The organism is Caulobacter sp. P1_B12_2 (assembly GCF_056406675.1).
In genome coordinates this window covers 1-5,614 of sequence record NZ_JBFTZS010000307.1, presented here as the reverse complement: position 1 = coordinate 5,614, position 5,614 = coordinate 1, and the positions used below count along the sequence as shown (strand labels likewise).

General features: G+C 66.7%; 6 protein-coding genes. 5 read left to right on the top strand and 1 reads right to left on the bottom strand.

Features of this window, described 5'->3' with window-relative positions:
- The first annotated feature begins 288 nt into the window (after nucleotides 1-288).
- Nucleotides 289-1,227, top strand: coding sequence for an aldo/keto reductase (locus AC1DZ6_RS17550; RefSeq protein WP_477098429.1), 939 nt, complete (start codon nucleotides 289-291; stop codon nucleotides 1,225-1,227).
- A gap of 116 nt (nucleotides 1,228-1,343) precedes the next feature.
- Here the strand turns inward: AC1DZ6_RS17550 and AC1DZ6_RS17545 are convergent, their stop codons facing one another.
- Nucleotides 1,344-1,892 (bottom strand): PAS domain-containing protein, encoded by a 549-nt coding sequence (locus tag AC1DZ6_RS17545; RefSeq protein ID WP_477098428.1) that lies wholly within the window; start codon nucleotides 1,890-1,892, stop codon nucleotides 1,344-1,346.
- A gap of 186 nt (nucleotides 1,893-2,078) precedes the next feature.
- Between AC1DZ6_RS17545 and AC1DZ6_RS17540 the strand changes: the two genes are divergently transcribed.
- From AC1DZ6_RS17540 to AC1DZ6_RS17525, 4 genes are all read left to right on the top strand, one after another.
- On the top strand, nucleotides 2,079-2,996 hold the full coding sequence (locus AC1DZ6_RS17540) for a hypothetical protein (protein WP_477098427.1): 918 nt from the start codon (nucleotides 2,079-2,081) through the stop codon (nucleotides 2,994-2,996).
- A gap of 146 nt (nucleotides 2,997-3,142) precedes the next feature.
- On the top strand, nucleotides 3,143-3,757 hold the full coding sequence (locus AC1DZ6_RS17535) for a glyoxalase superfamily protein (RefSeq protein ID WP_477098426.1): 615 nt from the start codon (nucleotides 3,143-3,145) through the stop codon (nucleotides 3,755-3,757).
- A gap of 228 nt (nucleotides 3,758-3,985) precedes the next feature.
- Nucleotides 3,986-5,098, top strand: a complete 1,113-nt coding sequence (locus tag AC1DZ6_RS17530; RefSeq protein ID WP_477098425.1) for an alpha/beta fold hydrolase — start codon at nucleotides 3,986-3,988, stop codon at nucleotides 5,096-5,098.
- A gap of 315 nt (nucleotides 5,099-5,413) precedes the next feature.
- Nucleotides 5,414-5,614: DUF559 domain-containing protein (locus AC1DZ6_RS17525; RefSeq protein WP_477098424.1), on the top strand; the 201-nt coding region annotated here is incomplete at its 3' end.

Here is a 5,614-nt window from a genome sequence, read left to right as displayed (position 1 = left end):
GACCTGCTCCTGGGCAAGACGGTGCTGCCGGCGCTGGACGTGCCGGTGTTCGAGGACGGGCGGGCGGCGGCGGCTTAGAAATTCACCCTCTCCCAGCGGGAGAGGGAGGGGCCCGCGCGGCACGCGTGGGAGGGTGAGGGGTTACGCCCTCACCGTTTTCTCACCGACGCCCTGCCGGCACGCCGTCTCACAATTTAACCCCTCACCTTCCCACCGCTGCGCGGCGGGCCCCTTCCTCTCCCTCTGGGAGAGGATATCTAAAGGGCCGTTCTCACGAAGGATCACCCCATGAACCACCGCCCTCTCGGCCGCTCGGGCCTGTCCACCGCTCCGCTCGTGTTCGGCGGCAACGTGTTCGGATGGACCGCCGACGAGGCGACGTCGTTCCGGCTGCTGGACGCCTTCGTCGACGGCGGCTTCAACGCGGTCGACACCGCCGATGTCTATTCGGCCTGGGTCCCGGGTCACACGGGCGGCGAGTCCGAGGGCGTGATCGGCCGGTGGCTGAAGGCGCGGGGCAAGCGCGACGACGTGCTGATCCTGACCAAGGTGGCCATGTGGCCGGCCCAGCCGGGCCTGTCGGCGGCCAATATCGCCTCGGCGGTCGAGGGCTCGCTCAAGCGCCTGCAGACCGACTATATCGACCTCTACCAGGCCCACCAGGACGACGCCGCCACCCCGATCGAGGAGACGCTGGAGGCGTTCGACACGCTGGTGAAGGCCGGCAAGGTGCGGGCCATAGGCGCCTCGAATGTCTCGCCGGAGCGGCTGTCGGCCTCGCTGAAGACGTCGGAGTCCTTGGGCTTGGCCCGCTACGAAACCATCCAGCCCAAGTTCAACCTCTATGACCGCCACGAGGTCGAAGGGCCGCTGGCCGAGCTGACGGCGCGCGAGGGCCTGGGGGTCATCCCCTATTACGGCCTGGCCGCCGGCTTCCTGACCGGCAAGTACCGGACCGAAGCCGATCTGGAGGGGCGCTCGCGCGGCCGCACGGTCAAGTCGTACCTCAACGACAAGGGCCAGCGGGTGCTGGCGTCGCTGGACGCGGCCGCCAAGGCCGTGGGCGCGTCCCAGGCCCAGGTCGCCCTGGCCTGGATCATGGCCCATCCTTCGATCACCGCCCCGATCGCCAGCGCCACCAGCGTCGAGCAACTTGACGACCTGATGGGCGCGGCCCGGCTGACCCTGCCGGCCGAGGTGATCGCGGCGCTGAACGCGGCGGTCTAGACCCCGAAAACCCAATGGGAAGGGGTCGCCCTGCGGCGCCCCCTTCCCATCTGCGGCGCGCCCCCCGCGCGCCGCCTCTTCCGTTCCCCCCGGTACGGAAAAGCTCTGAAACTCCTTTAAGCGATCCGGCGCCCGTGCAGCGTCGCCAGCCGCAGGCGCGGCGATTCTTCGTTGGCCGGGCCCAGGCTCTGGATCTTGCGCACGCCCAGCTCCGAGGCCGGACGGCCCATCAGGCGCTGGATCATGGCGATGGGCTGGTAGAGGCCCAGAAAGCGGTCGGTCTGGCCGTCGGCGCCGACCATCGGGGCCAGCAGCACCTCCATGCCCACCGACGGCGCCCCCACGGAGCGGATGTCGGCGGTGATCACCACGGGTTCGCCCCGGCGGCGGGCGACCTCCAGGGCCGACTTGACCTCCAGGCGGTGGGACAGGGCCCAGAAGCCCAGGGCGTCCTCGCCGCGCAGGTCGCGGGCGTGCAGATCGGTGACGAAACCGCCCGCCAGCCGCACCGGATAGCGGCCCTTCTGATCGCGCCCGAGGATGAACACCTGCGGCAGCAGATCCAGGAATTCGCCCGGATTGACGCTGGCGCGCGCGGGCACGCCGTCGTTAACGGCCTTGCTACGCCAATAGTCTATCAATCGTTCCGTGCTTGGATGGAACATCGTCGTTCCCCTCGCGGGCTCACTCACGGTCCCTTTTCGACCGCACCGAGCTTGCAGGGAGAACCGGGCCAGCCCCCGGACCGTATCGTCCTGGGACAGTTTCCCGGTGGAACGCCGAGCATGGCGTGGTTCTTGCTTGGCTTTCGGCCGAGCGGCACGCCGATGTGTTGTGAAGGGAAGAGGCCTATGCGGGCGCCGAAAATGACCTTGCCCAAGCTGTGGATCAGCCTGGCCGCCGGCCTTGTCGGAGGCCTGGGCGTGCTGGTGCTGGGCGGGGCCGCCTACGCCCAGTGCGGCAGCTGCACGCCGCCGCCGCCGCCCTGTTGCGCGCCGCCGCCGGCCCCGCCGCGTCCGCCCACCCCGCCTGGCTGCAACACCTGCGGCGGCGGTCACAACGTCTATGTGCCCGGCATCAACATCCACGTCGGCGGCTCGGTCGTCGTCAACGCCAGCGCCTCGGCGACCAGCACGGCCGTTGCCGGCGCGGGCGCGGGGGCCGGCGCGGGAGCCTCGGCCGGCTCGACCGTCTATTACGGCGGCGGCACGCACGGCGGCTACTATTCCGGCCCGGTCTCGACCGGCTACATCCAGGGCCTGAACGTCGAGGGCGGCGAGGCCCGCCGTCGCGCGTCCTACGAGGCCACCCGCACCAAGTTCAAGCGCGTCGTCATCCGGGCCGTCTGCCTGGACGACCGCGACGTGCCCCACCCCGCCTCGCAGGTCACCCCCGACCGCGAGATCGACAACGGCTATGAGGGCGAGCTCTACCGCTGCATCGCCGGCTCGCGCATGCAGTACGTGGTCGGTTCCTACGAAGGCCTGGAGCAGAGCAACTTCGGCGGCGAGACCTATGTCTGCGGCAAGAACGACGCCCTCTACTTCGCCCCCGGAGCCCAAGGCGGCACGCTGGCTTGCCGGCCGCAACGTGCGGCCCGCGACTGCAACGAGCGTTCGCTGCTGCGTCGCTACGGGGCCGGCGTGAAGATCCTGACCATCCTGACCACCGAGAAGTACACCGCCTATCGCGAGGAGACGGTGCGCGAACAGTCGAGCCAGGGCCTGAGCCTCAGCCTCGACGGCGGCGTCGGCGGGGTGGTGTACTAAGGGACCTCCAGGAAACCCTCTCTCTTGAGAGAGAGGGATTCAATCTTGGACGCCTCCTGCCCCTGTGGCAGATTTGAGCTTCGGACACCGCTCCGCACCCGAGCACGCGCACCGCCGCCCCTGCTCCATTCGGGAGATCGTGTGCGATGACCTCGGCTTCAGACATCACCTTCGGCCGCGCCGCGCCGGGCGTCTTCGTCCGTGACATCCAAAAGGCCCGCGCCTTCTATTGCGACGTCCTGGGTTTCGAGAAGACGTTCGAGAACGGCGACCCGGTCGGCTTCATGATCCTCGAGAAGGACAAGGCCGAACTTCACCTGAGCCTGGTGAGGGATCACAAGCCTTCGACCACCAACGTCGCCCACCTGATGGTCGACGATGTCGACGCCCTGCACGCGATCTGCGTGGCGGCGGGGGTGAGGATCATCAAGGCCCTGGCCGACAAGGACTTCGGCCTGCGCGCCTTCGTGTTCGCTGATCCCGACGGCAACCGCATCGACGTGGGCCAGCCGTCCGGCGAGGCACGCAAGGCGGGCGCCGGCGCGCGGTTCGAAAACCAGAACCTGGCCGACGCGACCTTCGACGACGTCAATCTGGCCGACGCCCTGTTCTCGAACGTCAACCTTCGCGGGACACGGTTCACCAACGTCAACCTGTCCGGCGTCGCCATCGACGACGCCAATATCGAGGGGCTGACGATTTACGGGATCGACATCCACGCGCTGGTGCAGGTGGAATTGGCGCGGCTCAAGCCTCGGTGAGGCGTCGCGGAACGGACTGCCCGAATGTCTGCTTGGGGTGGGAAGCGGACCTTCAACGGTGAGGTGGAACTATGCTTACATTCCAGAATTGACTGGATATCGCCAATTCCCAAAGAAGTTGGTGCTCATCGCCCAATACGGCCAATGCAAGGTTGCGCATTAAATTTAGTTCATTCGCATCCAGAGCCGATCTTCAAAGCCTCTGAATATCAAGAGGTGGAGGTCGGAATGAAACTTGAGGTGCGCAGTATAGCCCTGTCCGCGTTGTTTGCCCTATCGTTGCTCGCGAGCCCCGCGACGGCGAACGAACCGATGACGCGCGCTCAGGTCCAGGCCTTGCTCGCCGACGCCCAGAAGATCACCTCGTCGAACGGCGTCGACGAGGCCCGGTCCGTTCTGATCGGGGGTATAAGCCAGTGGATCACCGTTCGAGGCCGCGACAGGCGAAATCCGATCTTGCTTGTTCTGCACGGTGGGCCAGCGGCGCCCGAACTACCCAACCGATTCCTGTTCGAAGCGCCCTGGACCGACTACTTCACCGTGGTTGAGTGGGACCAGCGGGGCGCGGGCAAGACCTATGGCCTGAACGATCCCGCAGCGGTCGGCCCAACCCTCTCGGAAGAGCGCATGGTCAAGGATGCCGAGGAACTGGTGGGGTATCTGCGCACCACCTATGACCAGAACAAGATTTTCGTCATGGGTCACTCGTGGGGAACCGTGCTGGGGCTCAGCCTCGCGCAACGGCGTCCAGAGTGGCTGTATGCCTATATCGGCGTCGGCCAGATCATCGACATGCGCGAAGGCGAGACGGTTGGTTACGCCTTCGCCCTTGACGCCGCGAAGGCCGATCGCAACGTTGTGGCCGTCAAAGAACTGGAGGCGATAGCGCCCTATCCGGAGGCGGATGGGTCCCTGCCGCTCGCCAAGATCGGGATTCAGCGCAAATGGAGCGTCCACTATGGCGGACTGACTCACGGTCGGGACAGCTATGGGTATTGGTCCAACGCTCAGGCACTATCGCCGGACTATTCCGACGCCGACCTAGACGCCATCGACAAGGGCAGCGCCCTAACTCTTCCGGCGTTGTTGCCTGACCTGGCCCGGGTGAATTTCACGGTCGTGCGCAAGCTCGACTGCCCCGTTGTCATCTTCGCTGGTCGCTATGATTATACGACCCCGTCAACCGTGGTCGAGACTTGGTATCGCCACCTCAAGGCACCGGCCAAGCGCTTCGTCTGGTTTGAAAACTCCGCGCACATGGTCTCGGCTGAAGAGCCGGGCAGGATGCTCGTTCACCTTGTCCAGGACGTCCTGCCGCTCGCCGGTCGCAAGACGCGTTAGAATGGAATTTTGACGGGCGCTGCGCCGCCGACCTAAGTCGGTCCCTCCGAGGGGCCGCAATGGGTCGGGTCCGGAAGTTGGCGCCGTCGCCGAAAGCGGACGTTGGGCCTCGCCGCCCAGAGCGGACGCCCGGAAGGTCAGCTGGGGGTGGGTAGCCGACCCGCTGATCCAGGCGGTGCGCGCGAAACCCCTCTCTCTTTGAGAGAGGGAGGGGCCCGCCGCCAAAGGCGGTGGGAGGGTGAGAGGTTTCACCGCTTCCGGAAAACCCCGATTCCTGTCGTTGATCGACCCAGGTCGTCCGGCCAGRCTCSCGCCATGGACAAGACCGCCAACGCCCGTCGCCTGCGTCGCGATCAGACCCTGGCCGAGAGGACGCTCTGGGCGCTCGTGCGCAATCGTCGCCTGGGCGGGTTCAGGTTCCTGCGGCAGGTCGCGATCGASCGCTACTTCGCCGATTTCGTCTGKGAGGCGGCCAAGGTGATCGTGGAACTGGATGGCCCGGCCCATGATGGGCGG